An 865-nucleotide genomic window follows, 5' to 3' on the forward strand; every position below is an offset into this window, starting at 1 on the left:
GTCGCTTCTCCCTTAGTTTGGTTTTCTTGGTTTGCCGCACGCCAATATGGGCATGTGTTGCGTGTAAGTGAGGATTATGCCTTCAAAGAAGCTGCCGCGATGGCGTTTGCTGGTTATCGCAACGAAATGGGGGCTGACGAGGATATGCTCAAACTGCTCCAGGAGTCAGCAATTCGTAACTTTGGCTCTAATCCTACCGAAATGCTTCTGAAAAAAGCTGATGCAGCCTCTCCACTGCACGATGCCCTTGAAGTGACGTTGGAAAAATTAGATCCCAAGCAACTCGTTGAGTTGATAACCGCACTTGCTTCCACATTAAAAAAATAGGAGGCTGCCAAAATGAGTACATTTAATTACCCCCGGCTCTGCCGGGGAGGCAGTAGAAGTTTGACATTTACAGGGGTCGCCCATCGGTCAGACTTCCTTTGCTATTGGCGTTCACAGTTGCCGCTGTATTGGTGGTTTTCTGACCCTCACCAGAAACTGATGTTCTTTCCCGAGGCCAGAGTCCGGGTTTATCTGTATGGACAAACCCGTGGATGCTCGAAAATCCCAGGGGAAGCACCACTAGATGGATTATGGCCGACGCCCCACTTTGCCACTATTTAGTCGTCCCTGAATTATTACTGTTACTATTTTGAGCGGGATGAGGAACCGAAGTTGGTATCGCCTGTTGAGCAACTGGCTGCTGCGGTTTTAACTTTGCCGCACCATTAAAACTTTCTTTTAAAGAAGCCATCCCGTTTACGCTGTCAAATACTGCCACCGTAGATTGCTTAGATTTTTCGTTTACCATTTGTTTATCCCTCCCGGAGTAAGAAGTAATTGCAGAAGAAATGCCAATAATTGACGCAAACAGTACTCC

The 865-nt window shown here is 47.2% G+C and carries 1 protein-coding gene and 1 pseudogene; one reads left to right on the plus strand and one right to left on the minus strand.

Annotated features, from left to right (window positions below):
• A pseudogene (locus M6F29_RS11905) lies at window positions 1-327 on the plus strand (hypothetical protein); the annotation flags it as partial.
• Between the two features lie 274 nt (window positions 328-601).
• On the opposite strand, the gene M6F29_RS11910 reads toward M6F29_RS11905, so the two are convergent.
• Window positions 602-865, minus strand: a 264-nt coding sequence (locus M6F29_RS11910; RefSeq protein WP_298160193.1) for a hypothetical protein, incomplete at its 5' end; no start/stop codon positions are given.

It is taken from the genome of Ferrovum sp. (genome assembly GCF_027317285.1).
GTDB lineage: Bacteria > Pseudomonadota > Gammaproteobacteria > Burkholderiales > Ferrovaceae > Ferrovum.